Source organism: Paracoccus pacificus, from assembly GCF_042680785.1.
Classification (GTDB): domain Bacteria; phylum Pseudomonadota; class Alphaproteobacteria; order Rhodobacterales; family Rhodobacteraceae; genus Paracoccus; species Paracoccus pacificus.
On sequence record NZ_JBHUEN010000021.1, the window covers coordinates 64,036 to 79,560 of the forward strand.

At 64.0% G+C, this 15,525-nt stretch carries 14 protein-coding genes and 1 tRNA gene; 11 read left to right on the forward strand and 4 right to left on the reverse strand.

All coding sequences use genetic code 11. The features are described 5' to 3' along the window. Positions 1–8: 8 nt before the first annotated feature. Together ACFSCT_RS08425 and ACFSCT_RS08430 are read right to left on the reverse strand one after the other, a co-directional pair. Positions 9–1,082, reverse strand: a complete 1,074-nt coding sequence (locus ACFSCT_RS08425) for a Hint domain-containing protein (protein ID WP_379141840.1) — start codon at positions 1,080–1,082, stop codon at positions 9–11. Between the two features lie 245 nt (positions 1,083–1,327). Then, positions 1,328–1,412, reverse strand: a tRNA-Leu gene (locus ACFSCT_RS08430). 181 nt (positions 1,413–1,593) lie between these two features. Here ACFSCT_RS08430 and ACFSCT_RS08435 point away from each other — a divergent pair. The 7 genes from ACFSCT_RS08435 to ACFSCT_RS08465 all read left to right on the forward strand — a co-directional run bounded on the left by ACFSCT_RS08435 (position 1,594) and on the right by ACFSCT_RS08465 (position 11,313). Continuing rightward, the gene (locus ACFSCT_RS08435) at positions 1,594–2,670 is read left to right on the forward strand and encodes a complex I NDUFA9 subunit family protein (RefSeq protein WP_379141843.1); all 1,077 of its coding nucleotides are present in this window, start codon (positions 1,594–1,596) and stop codon (positions 2,668–2,670) included. Next, positions 2,667–3,473 carry an undecaprenyl-diphosphate phosphatase gene (locus ACFSCT_RS08440; RefSeq protein ID WP_379141846.1) on the forward strand — a complete coding sequence of 269 codons (807 nt, stop codon included), beginning with the start codon at positions 2,667–2,669 and terminating at the stop codon, positions 3,471–3,473. The genes ACFSCT_RS08435 and ACFSCT_RS08440 overlap by 4 nt, the downstream gene beginning before the upstream one ends. A gap of 155 nt (positions 3,474–3,628) precedes the next feature. Continuing rightward, entirely contained in the window at positions 3,629–5,119 is a 1,491-nt protein-coding gene (locus ACFSCT_RS08445; protein ID WP_379141847.1) for an NAD(P)-dependent oxidoreductase, read from the forward strand. Between the two features lie 28 nt (positions 5,120–5,147). Then, positions 5,148–5,876, forward strand: a complete 729-nt coding sequence (locus ACFSCT_RS08450; RefSeq protein ID WP_379141849.1) for a hypothetical protein — start codon at positions 5,148–5,150, stop codon at positions 5,874–5,876. Next, positions 5,869–6,135, forward strand: a complete 267-nt coding sequence (locus ACFSCT_RS08455) for a DUF1272 domain-containing protein (RefSeq protein ID WP_379141851.1) — start codon at positions 5,869–5,871, stop codon at positions 6,133–6,135. The genes ACFSCT_RS08450 and ACFSCT_RS08455 overlap by 8 nt, the downstream gene beginning before the upstream one ends. A 9-nt stretch (positions 6,136–6,144) precedes the next feature. Further along, positions 6,145–10,692 carry a glutamate synthase large subunit gene (gene gltB / locus ACFSCT_RS08460; protein ID WP_379141852.1) on the forward strand — a complete coding sequence of 1,516 codons (4,548 nt, stop codon included), beginning with the start codon at positions 6,145–6,147 and terminating at the stop codon, positions 10,690–10,692. A gap of 285 nt (positions 10,693–10,977) precedes the next feature. Then, the gene (locus ACFSCT_RS08465) at positions 10,978–11,313 is read left to right on the forward strand and encodes an MliC family protein (protein WP_379141854.1); all 336 of its coding nucleotides are present in this window, start codon (positions 10,978–10,980) and stop codon (positions 11,311–11,313) included. A 112-nt stretch (positions 11,314–11,425) separates the two neighbouring features. Here ACFSCT_RS08465 and ACFSCT_RS08470 read toward each other — a convergent pair whose 3' ends face one another. Beyond that, entirely contained in the window at positions 11,426–11,881 is a 456-nt protein-coding gene (locus tag ACFSCT_RS08470) for a DoxX family protein (RefSeq protein ID WP_379141856.1), read from the reverse strand. A 92-nt stretch (positions 11,882–11,973) separates the two neighbouring features. Further along, positions 11,974–12,279, reverse strand: a complete 306-nt coding sequence (locus tag ACFSCT_RS08475) for a hypothetical protein (protein ID WP_379141858.1) — start codon at positions 12,277–12,279, stop codon at positions 11,974–11,976. Positions 12,280–12,439: 160 nt separating this feature from the next. Between ACFSCT_RS08475 and ACFSCT_RS08480 the strand changes: the two genes are divergently transcribed. From ACFSCT_RS08480 to ACFSCT_RS08495, 4 genes are all read left to right on the forward strand, one after another. Beyond that, entirely contained in the window at positions 12,440–12,964 is a 525-nt protein-coding gene (locus ACFSCT_RS08480; RefSeq protein WP_379141860.1) for a DUF1269 domain-containing protein, read from the forward strand. A gap of 84 nt (positions 12,965–13,048) precedes the next feature. Further along, on the forward strand, positions 13,049–13,837 hold the full coding sequence (mtgA, locus tag ACFSCT_RS08485; protein WP_379141861.1) for a monofunctional biosynthetic peptidoglycan transglycosylase: 789 nt from the start codon (positions 13,049–13,051) through the stop codon (positions 13,835–13,837). Positions 13,838–13,916: 79 nt separating this feature from the next. After that, the gene (locus ACFSCT_RS08490) at positions 13,917–14,531 is read left to right on the forward strand and encodes a ribonuclease D (RefSeq protein WP_379141863.1); all 615 of its coding nucleotides are present in this window, start codon (positions 13,917–13,919) and stop codon (positions 14,529–14,531) included. An 18-nt stretch (positions 14,532–14,549) separates the two neighbouring features. Further along, a complete protein-coding gene (locus ACFSCT_RS08495) occupies positions 14,550–15,524 on the forward strand; it encodes a KpsF/GutQ family sugar-phosphate isomerase (RefSeq protein WP_379141865.1) in 975 nt (324 codons plus the stop codon). Position 15,525: the final 1 nt, after the last annotated feature.

A 15,525-nucleotide genomic window follows, 5' to 3' on the forward strand; every position in this document is an offset into this window, starting at 1 on the left:
AGCCCGGTTTATGCAACCAGATCCCGTCCATGCGCATGGTGACGCGCGGCCAGCTTGCGCGCCAGACGACCGGGGATCACCCGCCGCGCAGCCGGACGGTCGGCCCCATCCCGCAGTTCCGGGAAGATGGTGAATATCTCATCCCGGGCAGCGGCACCGACCGATTTCAGGGCCTCGTCCCCGGTGAAAAGGCTCTCCGTTTCCGCGCCGTTCGAGAACACGATCTCATGCTGATCGAACAACATGTGATGATATGTCACACCGCGCTGATCCAAGGCGATGTCGATCCCCTCGATGCAGGTAAGCTGCTTTGCCGCGACCAGAACCTCCGCGCAGCCGAACATCCGCTGCGCGATCTTTGACTTGACCAGAATGCGGTGCTGCGGGGAAACCAGAAGGTCGGCCGCCGGGACGCCTTCACCCAGTGCGCCGGCCGCGATGCGGATCGGGTAAAGATTGGGATGCGCCTCAAGAAACGCCCGGTCAAAGTGACGCGATCCGATCCAGCGGACCGGACGCGCGCCGCGATCCTTGGTGACCACCACATCGCCCCGCCTGATGTGTTCGACGGAAACCGGACCCGAACTGGTCAATATCTGGGTTCCGCTTGCGAAGCAGACCATCAGGGACACGTCGTCCAGAAGCGCGCCCTGACCGTCGCTGGTGTTCCCGCCTTCCTCGGTGAATTTTATCGTATAGGTGCCGGCGGCGGGAAATTTGACGTTATCGAAGGTGAGCGTTTCCAGGCTCTTGTTTGTCGGTGTGATGAGCTGGTCGAAAATCTTCTTTCCGGACGCGTCGGTGATCGTGACGCGAAAACCCTCACCCGCCCCGGTGGAAAGACTGGTCCGGATTCCTGTTTTGAAACTTAATGTTCCGGTGGTCGCTTTGGCGATATCAAAGCTCTGAGAGTAGGATGTGACTTGACCGGATTTCGACGTTCCGTCCATTTCGAGCACGCGGTTTTGACTGGTGCCACCCAGATATTGACTTTGGTAGCCGCGTTCCGGATCGACGTAGGTCCAGGTTCCGACCAGGCTCTGTTCGAAATTACCGTTCTTGATGAGGTCTACGCGGGCCATCCCTGCCGATCCTTTTCGTGGCAACCAAAAAAATACGGATTTTGCATAAAATTTACGCGAAAAACCTATACATAGTCGGAAAGCGAGTCGACACTGGGTTCGACAGGGGGCGGCGGTTAAGTGACGTAACGTAACATCAGCAGCAGATTTATGCCGAAAGCGTCCACGCTAACGGACGGGATCGGGGAAAATCAGGGACCGAAAATGAAAAACACCTGCAAAAGCAGGTGTTTGTCAATCGGCTATGGTGCCCAGAAGAGGACTCGAACCTCCACGCCTTGCGGCACACGGACCTGAACCGTGCGCGTCTACCAATTCCGCCACCTGGGCAGGTGCCGTGAGGGGTGCATTTAGACGGGCGCTTCGGGGGTGTCAACGGGCGCCGATCGAAAAATGCATTCTTTTGATGATCGGCGGAGCTGCAAGGCCGGTCGACCCATTCCGCCTTGCCCGCGCGGGGCGGATTGGACTATCAGAGAGGCAAATGCCGTAACGAAAAAGGGGCGCTCCCATGTCCACATTGATCACCATCTTCGGCGGTTCGGGGTTTTTGGGGCGGCAAGTGGCCCGGATCATGGCGCAGCAGGGGTGCCGGGTCCGCATCGCGGTGCGTCGCCCGAACGAGGCGCTTTTCGTGCGCACCTATGGCGCGGTCGGGCAGGTCAGCCCGATCTTCTGCAACGTGCGCGACGATGCTTCGGTTCTTGCGGCGATGTCCGAATCGGATGCGGTGGTAAACTGCGTCGACGTGAAGCTGCCGGCGGGCAACAACACCTTCGATGCGGTCCATGACAAGGCCGCGGGCCGCATCGCCCGGCTTTCCCGGCAGGCGGGCGTCCCGGCTTTTGTGCATGTGTCGACCGTCGGCGCCGACCCCGAAAGCGACAGCCATTATGCCGCGGCCAAGGGCCGGGGCGAGATCGCGGTGCGCGAGGCGCGGCCCGACGCGGTGATCCTGCGCCCGACGGTGATGTTCGGGATGGGCGACACCTTCTATAACCGGTTGGGGACGATGGCGCGCAACCTGCCGGTGATGCTGGTCCCGGGTCTCGGCACCAAGGTTCAGCCGGTCTATGTCGAGGATGTGGCCCGCGCGGTTTCGGCCGGATTGCAGGGCAAGGTGCCGGCCGGCGTCTATGAACTGGGCGGCCCCGACGTGATGACCATGCGGCAGGTGGTCGATCAGGTGCTTGCCGTGACCGGGCATCGGCGGCTGGTGATCGGATTGCCGCGCTGGCTGGCCGGGATCATCGGCGGGGCGCTGGATTTCGGTTCGACGGTGACCGGCAAGCTGTTCAAGAACAAGATCCTGACCCGCGATCAGGTGCGGCTGCAGACAAGGGATAACGTGGCCCGCGACGGCAACAACGCCCCGCCGCTTCCGACCGAACATATCGCCCCGGCCGCCTTCGCCGAAATGGTCGACGATAAGGATGCCCGGCTGGCCGTCACCGGCGGCTTTGAGCCGTTCGGGATCACTCCGGTCGCCTCTGACTCGATCCTGCCCGAATATCTATGGCCCTATCGCGACTCGGGCCAATATGCGGAAATCAAGGCCTCTGCCAAAAACCTGCGTTCAGATTCGTGAGCGATTCTCAGGCGCTGACGGCCGCGTTTCTGGGGCTGCTTGAGGGGCTGACCGAGTTCATCCCCGTTTCTTCGACCGGGCACATCCTTCTGGCGGGGCATTTTCTGGGCTTTCAAAGCCCCGGTCGCGCCTTTGAGGTGATGATCCAGCTTGGCGCGATCCTTGCCATTCTGGGGGTCTACGGGCACCGGCTTTGGACGCTGTTCACATCGGCGCCGCGGGATCCGAAAGCGCGGCGGTTCATTCTGGCGGTGCTGGTCGCCTTTCTGCCGGCGGTGATCGTGGGCGTTCTGGCGCATGATTTCATCAAGACCGTCCTGTTCGAGACCCCGATGCTGATCGCGGTCAATCTGGTTCTGGGTGGCATCGTGCTGCTGTGGGTCGACCGGCTGGCGATCGCGCCCCGCTATACCGATGCCGAACAGTTTCCGCTGCTGATGGCGCTGAAGATCGGGGTGATCCAGTGTCTTGCGATGATCCCGGGGGTGTCACGCTCGGGCGCGACGATCGTCGGTGCGCTGGCGCTTGGCGCCGACAAGCGTTCGGCGGCCGAGTTTTCGTTCTATCTGTCGATGCCGACCATGGTCGGGGCGTTTGCCTATGACCTGATGAAGAACCGCGACATCCTGAACGGCGCGGCGCTGACCGACATCGTCATCGGGTTCATCTGCGCCTTTCTGGCCGCCGTGGTGGTGGTGCGCTGGCTGCTCGGCTATGTCTCGCGCAATGGCTATGCGCTTTTCGGGTGGTGGCGGATTATCGTTGGATCCTTGAGTATCATAGCGTTGCTGGTATTTGGGTAACTTGTGCTGACCTAAAATCTTCAGAATTTTGACGACCTAGCCTCGAGTCTCGAAAATAATCCCTATATAGGTCAGCAATACTGACTTTTAATCGAAATCCCCATGGTTTATTGGGGTGAGGGGATTCTGCCTGATTTTGGAAGGACGCGCAGCTCATGGCCACGCAACGCATGCTCAAATTCGTGACCGTTCCGCGGCAGATGCCGGAAAAGCGGGATGCGGCCGAACGTTCGGACGATTTTCACGAAATCTATCGTGAGTTCGCGGCGGCGAAAGCGGCCGAGCAGGCCAGCCGTTGCAGCCAGTGCGGCGTGCCCTATTGCCAGTCGCATTGTCCCTTGCACAACAATATTCCCGACTGGCTGCGGCTGACCGCCGAAGGGCGGCTGGAGGAGGCCTATCACCTGTCGCAGGCCACCAATACCTTCCCCGAAATCTGTGGCCGCATCTGCCCGCAGGACCGGCTGTGCGAAGGCAATTGCGTGATCGAGCAATCCGGCCACGGCACCGTCACGATCGGCGCGGTCGAGAAATACATCACCGACACCGCGTGGGAAAACGGCTGGGTCAAGCCGGGTCGTCCGGCGCAGGAGCGCAGCGAAAGCGTCGGTATCATCGGCGCCGGCCCGGGTGGCCTAGCGGCGGCCGACTATCTGCGCCGGCAGGGGTTTCAGGTCACGGTCTATGACCGCCACGATCGCGCGGGCGGCCTGCTGACCTATGGCATCCCGGGCTTCAAGCTGGAAAAGGACGTGGTCACCCGCCGGAACGAACAACTGGCCGAGGCTGGTGTCGAATTCGTCCTGAACTGCAATGTCGGCAAGGATCTCAGCTTTGACGCCATTCGCGGCAAGCATGACGCGGTGATCATCGCCACCGGCGTCTACAAGACTCGCGATCTGGACATCGACAACGCCGCCGCGCCGGGCGTGGTGCGGGCGCTGGACTATCTGACCGCCTCCAACCGGATCGACTTCGGCGACACCGTCCCCGATTTCGAGGACGGTGAACTGGATGCCCGCGGCAAGCGCGTGCTGGTCATCGGCGGTGGCGACACCGCGATGGATTGCGTGCGCACCGCGATCCGTCAGGGCGCGCTATCGGTGAAATGCCTGTATCGGCGCGACCGCGCCAACATGCCGGGCAGCCAGCGCGAAGTTCAGAACGCCGAAGAGGAAGGCGTTGAATTCGAATGGCTCTCGGCGCCCCTGTCCTTCGCGGGTCATGTGACCGGCGAGGCCCGCCGCGACGAGGAAATCGACGTGGGCGGCGTCGAACAGCCGGTGATTTCGGCGGTGCGCGTGCAAAAGATGCGGCTGGGCGCGCCCGACGTCTCGGGTCGGCAGGCGCCCGAGATCATCGAAGGCGCGGATTACGACGAACCCGCCGAACTGGTGATCAAGGCGCTTGGCTTCGAGCCCGAGGATCTGCCGCGTCTTTGGGGCGTCGACGGGCTGGAAGTCACCCGTTGGGGCACGGTCCGGGCCGATTACCAGACCCATCAGACCAGCCTTCCGGGCGTCTATGCGGTCGGCGATATCGTGCGCGGCGCAAGTCTGGTCGTCTGGGCGATCCGCGACGGGCGCGAGGCGGCCGAGCAGATCGCGGCACAGTTGACCGGCGCGGCCCGGTTCGCGGCCGAGTAAACGGATCGAGTAAAGGGGGTAGGCAGAGATGATGCGCAACGTATCCATCGACCTCGGGCCGGCGGCGGGTTTTGCCGCCCTGATCCTTGCGCTTGTGGCGCCGGGCGCGGTGTCTGCGGGCGTGTTCACCCCGCCTGAGGGCTGCACCCTGAACATGACCGTCCAGTCGCGCAGTTGCACGGTGGCGCAGCATTATACCTGCGCGGGCGATAATCCGGGCGACATGCGCACCACCTATTTCGGGCCCGACGGTCCAAAGCATATCAGCCTGATCGACAAGGAAACCCGCTGGATCGAAACCCAGGATCCCCGTACCGGGATCATAGACCGGCTGGCGTCCGGCAATGCCGATGAAGCCTCGTTCTCGACGCTGCTCAGCACCGGGCGCGACGATTTCGATTTCTGGACCGAGTCCGAGACCGGGGAAAGGTTGCATCACGTCGGCTATGACAAGCTGACCGGCAAGACCATGGTCATCGACGGCGAAACGCTGGAGCAGACCGAATTTTCGCTGACCACCTCCGACAGCGCCGGTCAGGTGCTGTGGGAGCGTACGGGCAACCAGTTCATCAGCCGCAAGGACGGCCGCTTTTACGGCGGCATCGAGCGCGCGAAGGACTGGACCGGCCTGAACGAGACCACCAACGACAGCCCGGTCACCTTCATCAAACCCGGTGAGCGCGGATTTGGCGATACGACCCCGCAATACGACTGCGACATGCAGATGGTGAACATGCCCGGAGGTAATAATGCTTGAGATGCGCCCATCCTGTGAATGCTGTGACATCGCGCTTCCGCCGGGTGCCGAGGCGCTGATCTGTTCCTTCGAATGCACGTTCTGCCCGGATTGCGCCACCGCACTGGGCAAATGTCCGAATTGCGGCGGCGGTCTTGTGCCCCGCCCCACCCGCGCAGCCGAGAAACTTGCCAGATTCCCGGCCTCGACGGCCCGGGTGTTCAACCCCGATTGCAAGGGGCTGCTAAGCCAGCCCCCAAGCCTCGCCACGTCCGACTAGGAGAAGCCCATGGCCGTTGTTGATGAGAACTGGACGTCCGCCGAAGAGGCCCGCCGCGCATGGATGGCGGAAAACAGCATGTACCGGGCCGAGGATGAGCATTCCTCCTGCGGCGTGGGTCTTGTCGTCTCGATCGACGGCAAGCCCAGCCGCAAGGTCGTGGAAAACGGCATCGACGCGCTGAAGGCGGTGTGGCATCGCGGCGCGGTCGACGCCGACGGCAAGACCGGTGACGGGGCGGGCATCCATGTCCAGATCCCGGTGCCGTTCTTCTACGATCAGGTGCGCCGCACGGGGCATGAGCCCGACCACGACAAGCTGATCGCCGTCGGGCAGGTGTTCCTGCCGCGTACCGATTTCGGCGCGCAGGAGCGTTGCCGGACGATCGTCGAAACCGAAGTGCTGCGGATGGGCCATTACATCTATGGCTGGCGGCATGTCCCGGTGAACACCGCCGTTCTGGGCGAAAAGGCCAACGCCACCCGCCCCGAGATCGAGCAGATCCTGATCCGCTGCGAAAAGGACATCGACCGCGAGACCTTCGAGCGCGAACTTTACGTCATCCGCCGCCGGATCGAGCGGGCGGCGATTCAGGCGCAGATCGCCGGTCTGTACATGTGCTCTCTGTCCTGCCGGTCGATCATCTACAAGGGCATGATGCTGGCCGAGCAGGTCGCCGAGTTCTATCCCGACCTCAAGGACAACCGCTTCGAGAGCGCCTTTGCGATCTATCACCAGCGTTATTCGACCAACACCTTCCCGCAATGGTGGCTGGCCCAGCCCTTCCGCATGCTGGCCCATAACGGCGAGATCAACACCCTGCGCGGCAATGCCAACTGGATGCGCAGCCATGAAATCCGCATGGCCAGCAACGCCTTTGGCGAGATGGCCGAGGATATCAAGCCGATCATCCCGGCGGGATCGTCGGATTCGGCGGCCCTTGATGCGGTGTTCGAGGTGATGGTGCGCTCGGGCCGTTCGGCGCCGATGACCAAGACGATGCTGGTGCCGGAAGCGTGGTCCAAGGCCACCACCGACATGCCGAAGGCATGGGCCGACATGTATGCCTATTGCAACGCGGTGATGGAGCCATGGGACGGCCCGGCGGCGCTGGCCATGACCGACGGCCGCTGGGTCTGCGGCGGGCTTGACCGCAATGGTCTGCGCCCGATGCGCTATGTCGTGACCGCCGACAACCTGCTGATCGCGGGGTCCGAGGTCGGCATGGTCCCGGTTGACGAGGCCACGGTGCGGGCAAAAGGCGCGCTTGGCCCGGGGCAGATGATCGCCGTCGATATGCAGGACGGCAGGCTTTACAACGACGTGGAGATCAAGGACCGTCTGGCCGCCAGCCAGCCGTTCGGCGAATGGATCGAAAAGGTCGTTCAGCTTTCCGACATCATGCGCGACCTGCCCGAGGAATCGCGGTTCTCGGGCGAGGAGCTGCGCCGTCGCCAGATCGCCGCCGGCTATACCATCGAGGAACTGGAATCGGTCCTTGCCCCGATGGCCGAGGACGGCAAGGAGGCGCTGGCCTCGATGGGCGACGACACGCCGCCCGCGGTGCTGTCCGCGCAATACCGGCCGCTGTCGCATTTCTTCCGGCAGAACTTCAGCCAGGTCACCAACCCGCCCATCGACAGCCTGCGTGAAACCCGGGTGATGTCGCTCAAGACCCGGTTCGGCAACCTCAAGAACGTGCTGGACGAATCGAGCACGCAGACCGAGATCCTGCTGCTGGAGACACCCTTCGTTGCCAATGCCGAATTCGCTTCGATGATGGCGCAGTTCGGCGATGCGGTGACGCAGATCGACTGCACCTTCGCCGATGGCGCCGGACCCGAAGCCATGGGCGAATGCCTGGCCCGTATCCGCGCCGAGGCCGAGGACGCGGTGCGCTCGGGTGCCGGGCATCTGGTGCTCAGCGACGAGAACATCGGCCCGGACAACATCGGTCTGCCGATGATCCTTGCGACCAGCGCGGTGCATAGCTGGCTGACCCGCAAGGGGCTGCGGACCTTCTGTTCGCTGAACGTGCGTTCCGCCGAATGCATCGACCCGCATTATTTCGCGGTCCTGCTGGGCTGCGGCGCGACCACCGTGAACCCCTATCTGGCCCAAGACAGCATCGCCGACCGGATCGGGCGCGGCCTGCTGGAAGGGTCGCTGATCGAGAACATGCGGCGTTACCGCGACGCGATCGACGCCGGGCTGCTGAAGATCATGGCCAAGATGGGCATTTCGGTCCTGTCCAGCTATCGCGGCGGCCTGAACTTCGAGGCCGTGGGCCTGTCCCGCGCCATGGTGGCGGAATATTTCCCCGGCATGAACAGCCGCATTTCCGGCATCGGTCTGCACGGCCTTCAAGAAAAGCTCGAGGAAATCCACGCCAAGGGCTTCTCGGACGGCGCCGATCTGCTGCCGGTCGGGGGGTTCTACAAGGCCCGCCGCTCGGGCGAGAAGCACGCTTGGGAAGCCAATACCATGCGGCTTCTGCAGCTGGCCTGCGAGAAAGCCAGCTATGACACATGGAAGCGGTTCACCGCCGCGATCCGGGCCAACCCGCCGATCCACATCCGCGATCTTCTGGACATCAAGCCGCTGGGCAAGCCGGTGCCGATCGAGGAGGTGGAATCGATCACCTCGATCCGCAAGCGTTTCGTGACGCCGGGGATGAGCCTTGGCGCCTTGTCGCCCGAGGCGCATATGACGCTGAACATCGCCATGAACCGCATCGGAGCGAAGTCCGACTCGGGCGAGGGGGGCGAGGATCCGGCGCATCACAAGGCGCTGCCGAACGGCGACAACCCCTCGGCCAAGATCAAGCAGGTCGCCTCGGGCCGGTTCGGCGTCACCGCCGAATATCTGAACGCCTGTGAGGAGTTGGAAATCAAGGTGGCGCAGGGTGCGAAACCCGGCGAGGGCGGCCAGTTGCCCGGCATGAAGGTGACCAAGCTGATCGCGCGGCTGCGCCACTCGACGCCGGGCGTCACGCTGATCTCGCCGCCGCCGCATCACGATATCTATTCGATCGAGGATCTGGCGCAGCTGATCTATGACCTGAAGCAGATCAACCCGCGCGCCAAGATCACCGTGAAGCTGGTGGCGTCCTCGGGCGTCGGCACCATCGCGGCGGGCGTGGCCAAGGCCAAGGCCGATGTGATCCTGATCTCGGGCCATAATGGCGGCACCGGGGCCAGCCCCGCGACCAGCATCAAGTTTGCGGGACTGCCGTGGGAAATGGGCCTGACCGAGGCGCATCAGGTTCTGGCCATGAACCGCCTGCGCGAGCGGGTGACGCTGCGCACCGACGGCGGTCTGCGCACCGGCCGCGACATCGTCATGGCGGCGATGATGGGGGCCGAGGAATATGGCATCGGCACCGCCGCGCTGATCGCAATGGGCTGCATCATGGTGCGGCAATGCCAGTCGAACACCTGCCCGGTCGGCGTCTGCACGCAGGACGAACGCCTGCGCGCGATGTTCAACGGCTCGGCCGACAAGGTGGTGAACCTGATCACCTTCTATGCGCAGGAGGTGCGCGAGATTCTGGCCTCAATCGGCGCCCGTTCGCTGGACGAGATCATCGGCCGCGCCGACCTGCTCACTCAGGTCAGCCGGGGCGCCGCGCATCTGGACGATCTGGACCTCAACCCGCTGCTGATCACCGTCGACGGCAGCGACAAGATCGTCTACGACCGCTCGAAGCCGCGCAACGCCGTGCTGGACACGCTGGACGCCGAGATCATCCGCGACGCCGACCGCTTCTTCAGCGATGGCGAGAAGATGCAGTTGTCCTATGCGGTGCGGAACACGCACCGGACCATCGGCACCCGCACCTCGTCGATGATCGTGCAGAAGTTCGGGATGCGCGACAACGGGCTGCAACCCGACCATCTGACCATCCGCCTGACCGGCAGCGCCGGCCAGTCGCTGGGCGCCTTTGCCGCGCCGGGCCTGAAGATCGAGGTCTCGGGGGATGCCAATGACTATGTCGGCAAGGGCCTGTCGGGGGGCACCATCGTGGTCCGCCCACCGATGATCAGCCCGCTTGTCGCGGCCGACAACACCATCATCGGCAACACCGTGCTTTACGGCGCGACGGCTGGCCATCTGTTCGCGGCCGGTCGCGCGGGCGAGCGTTTCGGCGTCCGCAACTCGGGTGCCAAGGTGGTGATCGAGGGCTGCGGCTCGAACGGGTGTGAGTACATGACCGGCGGCGTGGCGGTCATCCTCGGCCGGATCGGGGCCAACTTCGGCGCCGGCATGACCGGCGGGATGGCCTATCTGTACGACCCCGAGGGGCTGGCGCTCGACTATATCAACACCGAGACGCTGGTCACCTGCCCGGTCACCCAAGAGCATTGGGAAGCGGAGCTGAAAGAGCTGATCACCCGTCATCATAAGGAAACCGGCAGCCGCCGGGCCGAGGAGATCCTGCAGAACTGGGACGAGGAAAAGACGCATTTCCTTCAGGTCTGCCCAAAGGAAATGCTGGCGCTGCTGCCCTATCCGATCATGGAAACGGAAGAAGCGACGGCGGTCCCGGCGGAATAGCCCTGCCGGCCGGTTATGAAATCAGCGGGGGCCATCCGGCCCCCGTTTTCATGCGCGGTCACGGCGGCGCGGGCGAAACGCTCCGGTCGGGCCGGTCATCGTAACCGGGGGGCGCAGATCGGCGGGGTATGGCTTCGCGCCGCCGTCGGGGCAATGTGACACATGCCCGTTATCGGCACCCCTATCGACGTTGTCGGGGCGGTTTTCGGGCGTTACACCTGCTCAGGCCGGCGAATGGTGCCAATGCATGGTGCCAAAACGGCGAACATGAACGGAGACGATTCGATGCGTATTCTTGTTGCAGCCCTGATGATGACCGTGCCCGCCGCCGCCATGGCGCAGGACGCGATGTCGACGGTGACCTTCACCTGTGAAGGGGACAACACGTTTCAGGCCAGTTTCATCAACGCCGGCGATGACAGCTTTGCGGTTGTGTATCAGGACGATACGCTGATCCCGATGACCATCGCCGAGTCCGCGTCGGGCGCGCGCTATCTGTCGGCGGACGGGGCGTTGGAGCTGTGGACGAAAGGGTCCGAAGCCACGCTGAGCCGGCTCGGCGATAAGGAAGAGGTGATCTATAAAGGCTGCACCGCCCCGGAAGAAGGGAACGCGGGCTGACGCTGCCCAGGTGACCGACGATGGCCACGCCCGGCAGACCGGGCACGGCCTTTTCGGAATGCGAAACGCGGCCCGCCCGGGGCCGCGTTCTTCATTTCAGCGGGTGCGGCGATCAGAACTGACGCCCGATAAGCCGGTCGAGCGAATAGCGACCGCCCCCGTGCACGGCGAAATAGGCGGTCAGGCCCAGCCAGAGCAGCGATTTTTCCGCCCCGGGAAAACCTTCGGACCGGACGATCCAGTGGAAATAGGTCGTCACGCACAGCACGATCGAGGTGGCGACGGCGGCGGGACGGGTCAGCAACCCAAGCACAAGAAGCATGCCGCCGAAAACTTCGGTTCCGGCCAGCAGCGGCGACCACAACGCGCCCGGATAGAAGCCAAGGCTCTCGACCATGCCGACGGCGCCCATCGGATTGGTGATCTTCGGCCAGCCATGCACCAGAAAGGCGATGCCGGCGATGATGCGCATATAGGTGACGACCAGCGGCGAAAGGGTGGCATAGACCGACTCGAGCGCCGGGATGATCAGACGCGGGGTGGCGTGGTTATCGGTTTGAAAGGTCATGATAAACTCCGAAATTGCGGCCGGTTTCTTCCCGGCGCAAGGCATGGTTGTCCGACCCCGTGGGGCCGGGTTGGACATGGGAAAATTCGGAGTCAGCCGCGTGGAGGCGGACGCGGCACCGCGACGACAAGCCCGGGCCGGGGCGCAAGGTCGCCGGCGAAGCGGTGGATCTGCGCTTGCGGCGGGTTCAGTGCACTGTCGCGCGTCAGCACAAGCTCACAACAGGCGCCACCCTTCTTCGGGCCGTCTTTCGAGACGACCAGCACCGCGGCGGCATAACAAACCTCTTGCGCGCGCAGTTGCGACGTACAGGACTTCATCGAAATATCCGCACGCGTCGCCGAGACGGTCATGGTCACGAACGCGGCCATCAGCATCAGGGTAACGAGTATGCGCATGAATCATCCGGGTTGTTTGCGTCGGCCTTCCTATGCCTTGGCCGGCATTCGGCTGACAAGGGGCTGCTTATACAAGAAATATGACGGTTTCGTGGGAACCGCCTTTGGTTCAGACCGTTTCGGCCATGACATATGCTGATGCAGCCAAAGGGGAATCATCATGTCGGAACTGATCGCGATCGCCTTCGATGACGAAGCCACGGCGTTTGAGCTTCGCGCCGAACTCGTGAAGCTGCAAAAGGAATATCTGATCGAGATGGAGGACGCCGTTGTCGTCACCCGCGACAGTCAGGACGACATCAAGCTGCATCAGGCGGTGAACCTGACGGCAGCGGGCGCGCTGGGCGGGACCTTCTGGGGCACGCTGGTCGGGCTTTTGTTCCTGAACCCGCTGATCGGTGCGGCGGTGGGCGCGGCTTCGGGGGCGATTGCGGGGCGGTTCACCGATATCGGTATCAATGACGATTTCATGCGCGAGGTCGGGCAGTCGCTGAAACCCGGCGGATCGGCCCTGTTCGTGCTGGTGCGCAAGATGACCGCCGACAAGGTGCTGGAAAAGCTGCAAGGCCTGCACAAGCACGGCCGCGTGCTGCGCACCTCGCTGAGCAACGAGGCTGAGGAAAAACTGCGGGAGGCGCTTTCGGGCGACGATCACACGCCGACCCCGCCGCCGGCTGCGGCCTGAGTGCCGCCACAGATAGGGGTTCGCGACCGTAACGGCCGACGCGGCACGGGTTGACGCCCAAGGGTTGACGGGGTGCCCGGCGGCATGAGACGAGGCTTTATGCCCCGCCGTGCCGAGCCCCTGACCGACGCTGATGGACCCTCAGCAGCCCCGACGCGCCGTCGCCGGGGCGGTAATGCGCCGGAAGAAGCGATTCGACCGGTCCGGCGCGGCTTCTGGCGGCGGTTGCGCTGGCTCGCGCTGCGGCTGTTGCTGGGGGTGGTGCTGATCGTGGGGTCCTGCGCCTTCGTCAACCCGCCCACCACATGGACGATTCTGACCGGACAGCGCGACTATCCCGGCATCGACCGCGAATGGACCCCGATCGAGGACATTGCGCCCAGCATGGTCCGCTCGGTCGTCGCGGCCGAGGATGCGAATTTCTGCCGCCACTGGGGGTTCGACATGACCGAGATCCGCAAGGTCATCGACCGCGGCTCGACCCGCGGCGCCTCGACGATCAGCCAGCAGGTCGCCAAGAACGTGTTCCTGTGGCAAGGCCGAAGCTGGCCGCGCAAGGCGATGGAGGCGCTGCTGACCCCGGTCGTCGAGGCCACATGGTCCAAGCGTCGCATCGTCGAGGTTTACCTGAACGTGGCCGAGTTCGGGCCGGGCGTTTTCGGGGTTCACGCGGCTGCGGCGCAATATTTCGGGACCACGCCGGACAAGCTGACGGCCAAGCAATCGGCGCGGCTGGCGATGGTCCTGCCCTCGCCCAAGACCCGCGACGCCGCGCGTCCGACGCCGGATCAGCGCCGCCGTTCGGCCGCGATCGTGGACGGCGCGGCGACCATTGCCGTGGACGGGCGCGACGATTGCCTGGGTCTGGAATGAAGGCTGGCCAAAATCCCTTGGCCACGCCAAAACGGGTCGGATTCGACCGGAAAACCAACTGACGCGACAGGGTGCCGATATGACCATTCAACTTTATCAGGGCGATTTGCCGGACGGCCTCGATCTTGGCCCGGTGGTGGCGATCGACACCGAAACCATGGGCCTTGACCCCCGCCGCGACCGGCTGTGTCTGGTGCAACTGTCCAGCGGCGACGGCAACGCCCATCTGGTGCAGATCGCGCGCGGCCAGCACGAAGCGCCCAATCTGACGGCGTTGCTGGCCGATCCCGCCGTGCTGAAGCTGTTTCACTTTGGCCGCTTCGACATCGCGGCGCTGGAAAAGACGCTCGGGGTCGTCACCGCGCCGGTCTGGTGCACCAAGATCGCGTCGAAACTGATCCGCACCTATACCGACCGCCACGGGCTGAAATATCTGCTACAGGAAATGCTGGGCGTCGATATCTCCAAGCAGCAGCAGACCAGCGACTGGGGCGCGCCCGCCCTGACCGAGCCGCAGCAGGAATATGCGGCATCGGATGTTCTGTATCTGCACCGGCTGAAGGCCGAGCTGGAGCAGCGGCTGGAGCGCGAGGGGCGCCTGTCGCTGGCGCAGGCGTGCTTTGACTTTCTGCCCACCCGTGCCCATCTGGACCTTCTGGGCTGGGGTGATGAGCGCGACATCTTCAGCCACTGAAGACCGAAGGAAGAAGGCATGGCGGAAAGCTATATCGAGACCGCCCGGCGGGTGATCGGGACTGAAATGCAGGGGCTGGGCCTGTTGACCGATAGTCTGGGCGATGGTCCGGCGAACGGTCTGGGCGACAGCTTCAACCGCGCGGTCGAGACCATACTGGGCGCGCAGGGCCGCGTCATCGTCTCGGGGATGGGCAAATCGGGCCATATCGGCCGCAAGATCGCCGCGACCTTCGCCAGCACCGGCACCCCCGCCCAATTCGTCCATCCGGCCGAGGCAAGCCACGGCGATCTGGGCATGGTGACCGGGGGCGATGTGGTCATGGTTCTGTCGAACAGCGGCGAGACGCCCGAGATCGCCGATATCGTCGCCCATACCCGGCGCTTCAATATCCCGCTTATCGGTGTGGCCAGCCGCGCCGATTCGACCCTGATCCGACAGTCGGACGTGGCGCTGATCCTGCCGCCCGCGCCCGAGGCCTGCGGTCAGGGGATCGTGCCGACCACCTCGACCACCATGACGCTTGCGCTTGGCGATGCGCTGGCCGTGGCGCTGATGGAGCATCGCCGGTTCACCCCCGAACATTTCCGCACCTTCCATCCCGGCGGCAAGCTTGGGGCGCGGCTGGCGCGGGTGGCCGATCTGATGCATGACGACATGCCGCTGGTCCCCGAGGACGCGCCGATGGCCGACGCGCTGCTGACCATCAGCCAAAAGGGTTTTGGCGTGACCGGCGTTACCGGCCCCGACGGGCGTCTGGTCGGCATCATCACCGACGGCGACCTGCGGCGGCATATGCAGGGCTTGCTGGATCACCGCGCGGCCGAAGTCATGACCCGCGCCCCGCGTACGATCGAGCCCGGCGCTCTGGCTGAATCGGCGCTGGCGCAGATGCAGGATCGCAAGATCACCTGTCTGTTCGTGGTCGGTGACACCGGGGGCCCGCAAGGCATCCTGCACATCCACGACTGCCTGCGCGCCGGGGTAGTTTAGG